This window comes from Leifsonia sp. SIMBA_070 (assembly GCF_046534635.1).
GTDB lineage: Bacteria > Actinomycetota > Actinomycetes > Actinomycetales > Microbacteriaceae > Leifsonia.
Genome location: NZ_JAWRYK010000588.1, coordinates 1 through 254, shown reverse-complemented (window position 1 = coordinate 254; position 254 = coordinate 1). Strand labels below are relative to the sequence as shown.

Genomic DNA, 254 nt, shown 5'->3' with positions numbered 1-254 from the left:
CATCACGGTCATCAACGTCAGCGACCTGTTCTCGGATGTGTAGGACCCGATCGCCTGCAGTGCATCCGGCGCACTCGTCGATGTCGTTCCGGCGATCCTGTTCACGGCCGCCGTGTTCGGGACGCCGGTGACCGCGAGAACGGTGGCGTCGGTGGTCCGGTTCAACGTCTGCCAGTCGGCGAAACCGGTCCAGACCACCGGACTGTGGCTGTACCAGTCGTCCCCGCGCACCGCGCCGACGGTGAACTGTTCGC

Annotated in this window: 1 pseudogene; it reads right to left on the bottom strand. The window is 65.7% G+C overall.

Annotation, left to right across the window (positions count from 1 at the left end):
* Nucleotides 1-254 (bottom strand): annotated as a pseudogene (locus SB754_RS21580) (ABC transporter permease); the annotation flags it as partial.